Source organism: Kitasatospora sp. NPDC057512 (assembly GCF_042802135.1).
Taxonomy (GTDB): Bacteria; Actinomycetota; Actinomycetes; order Streptomycetales; family Streptomycetaceae; genus Kitasatospora.
Map to the genome: position 1 here is coordinate 1 of NZ_JBHVET010000986.1, position 2,500 is coordinate 2,500.

Annotated in this window: 3 protein-coding genes; all 3 read right to left on the reverse strand. The window is 76.2% G+C overall.

All coding sequences use genetic code 11. From position 1 onward, the window contains the following. Window positions 1–38: 38 nt before the first annotated feature. Window positions 39–266: a holin gene (locus ACFU6K_RS36615; RefSeq protein ID WP_380670601.1), complete on the reverse strand. Its 228-nt coding sequence runs from the start codon at window positions 264–266 to the stop codon at window positions 39–41. A gap of 300 nt (window positions 267–566) precedes the next feature. Next, entirely contained in the window at window positions 567–1,601 is a 1,035-nt protein-coding gene (locus ACFU6K_RS36620; RefSeq protein WP_380670603.1) for a questin oxidase family protein, read from the reverse strand. A 137-nt stretch (window positions 1,602–1,738) separates the two neighbouring features. Further along, the coding region (locus ACFU6K_RS36625; RefSeq protein ID WP_380670605.1) for a DUF1963 domain-containing protein at window positions 1,739–2,500 on the reverse strand (762 nt) is incomplete at its 5' end.

A 2,500-nucleotide genomic window follows, 5' to 3' on the forward strand; every position in this document is an offset into this window, starting at 1 on the left:
GCCGGATGGCGCCCCGCCCCCTCCGTCTGTCGGCGCGACTACTCGCGGCTGCCGCGGCCCAGCAGGGCGGCCGAGTCCGGGTCGCCGATGCGGGTCGCCACCGCGCCCTTGAGCACGGTCAGGGCCGCCGGCAGCGCCGCGACCGCCGCCGCCTTGAGCGAGCCGATCGATGTGAGGTCGAACTTGTCGGCCAGCAGCAGGCCGAGGAACGCCACGGCGTACGTGGCGACGGTGCGCTCGACCAGGTCGATGATGAGCTTCCGCATGGTCAGGACTCCTTCGCGGTGAAGGTGGTGGGGTGCGCGGTTGCGGAGCACCCGGTGGCGGCGCCGTTCTTCGGAGGGCATGCCGTCCTGCGGGACTGCGGCGGGGTTGCCGGAAGCAGCCCTGGAGGCGGGGCCGTCGGGGCCGTCGGAGTCGGAGCGGTCGGAGGGGTCGACGGGGCCAGCGGGTCGGAGGGCATGCGCCATCGGGGAGTTGCCGCCCCGGTGTACACGTTCAAGCCGCCGGATCCGACGACGCCGCTCGGTGCCGATTTCCTCTCCGAGTCCGGCCCCCGCCACGTCTCACCCCAGCGGGGCGCTCAGCTCCACGGCGCGCAGCGCCGCCGCCAGGGCGGGTGCGTCGCCGACGTCGAGGGCGGTGTCCGCCAGCTTGATCACATGCTCGTCGCCGTGCGCCAGCGCCCGCTCGAAGACCTCCTCGGGGACGAGGGTGCCTGGCGGGGTGCAGGCCGCCGGCTCGGTCGGCGCGTACATCGCGGTGACCGCCGCCGACGCCGTCCAGGCCGCCCGCAGACTGGCCGGCCACAGCTCCGGCGGAAGCGCGGGCAGGGCGCGCAGCACGGCGTTGGGGGCGGTGGCGGCGTGGACGAGCATGGTCTCCTCGCCGTGCCCGTACGCGGCGTAGCGGTGGGTCGCCGCCCGTACGAGTTCCGCGAGGCGGTCGGCCGCCTCCTGCGGCCGCGTGACCCCGGCGGCCGTCCACGCCGGCAGGGCGGTGACGCGGTCGAGCCGGGCGGGGAAGCCGCCGTCCTGGACGGCGATGGGCACCACCGCGTCGAGAGCGTCAGCCGCTCCGACGGCGCCGGGGAGCGTGGCGAGGGCTGCGACGGGCCGGTGGCGGGCGGCCCAGTAGCCGAGGCCATGGGCGAGTTCGGCCAGCCGGGGTCCGGTGGCCTCGCCGCCGGACAGCAGGGTGCGCACGGCGTGCCCCACGCGGATCACCGGGTGGGTGGAGCCGCCGTACAGGCCGGGCAGCAGCCGGGGCCACCAGCGGGCGAGCACCTCGCGCCAGGGGTGGTCGGCGAGTTGGCGCCCGAAGTGGTCGATCCAGTCGGCCGCGCGGCTCGGATCGCCGAGCGCCGTACGCCAGTTGGTGGCCGTGACCGGCTCGACGCGCGGCGGGAAGTCCTCCAGCTTGCGCGCGTACTGGTCGAGCCAGCGGTGCACCGACCGCGCCTGCCCGTGGGCGGCGAGGGCCTCCACGGCCATCGGCGCGTGGTTGGTGAGCCGCCCGAGCCGCTCGGGCCCGGAGGCGTGCAGCCGTTGGAGCGCCTCGTCCAGAACGCCTGTCGTGTCCGTCGCGTCCGTCGTATCCACGGCAAGGACGGTAGGCGGGGACTCCCCCGCCGCGTAACGGGCCGGAGACCTAGGCCCGGAGAAGGGCTCCGACCTGCCCGTCCGGTCCGGCGGGCGCCGAGGCCCGCCGGGGGGGCGGACGGCCGGGCGGCGGCTCCTCAGGAGCAGTCCCAGTGGTGGTCCACCGGGCGGTCCGGGCACGAGCGGCACTCGAAGACGTACACCCCGCCCGCGTCCCCGATCATCAGCCCGGCGGGGCTGTGCGCCCGCCGGCCGCCGTCGGCGTCCCGGCGCTCCTCGCCGGTCTCGTCGTCCCGGTCCTCCAGCGGGAGCCAGGTGCGGTACGACTCGCCGTCGTACTCCCAGCTGCTCACCGTCAGGAGGTGCTCCATCGTCCGCCCGCAGGTCGGGCAGTCCGGCCAGCAGGGCTCCTGGGTCCAGCTCGGGTACCCGCCGAGCTTGATCCCCGGGGCCTCGGCCAGGTGGTAGCCGTACCGCAGGCCGGTGCGGGCCCGCAGCTCCTCCATCCGCACGCTCAGTTCCGGGCCCAGGCCCTCCGGCATGTCCCAGCTCGGGTAGTCGACCACCGGCTCGGGGTGCAGGACGCACGGCGCCGGGATGCTGTCCTCGGGCGCGGTGCCCACGGTCGGCGGCACAGCGGCGAGGGCCGGGCCGACCTCCTCGGAGCTCCGCCAGCGCACCCGGGGCGTCGCGGTCGGGCAGCAACCGACGATGAACGGGCACCAGAGCACCTGGAGCAGGTCCGTCCCGGCGGGGAAGGCGAGTTGGGGCACGTCCCGTCGGTGGATCTGGACGACGGGGACCAGCGGCACCGGCCCCTCCGTGGCGGGCCCGCCCCACTCCCCCGGGTGGCTGCTGCTCGGGCACAGCGGCCACGGCTCGTCGGCGGGCCACAGCAG

Excerpts from the sequence above, each read along its gene's own strand:
- ACFU6K_RS36615 (WP_380670601.1), bottom strand. The coding sequence starts at position 266 with ATGCGGAAGCTCATCATCGACCTGGTCGAGCGCACCGTCGCCACGTAC.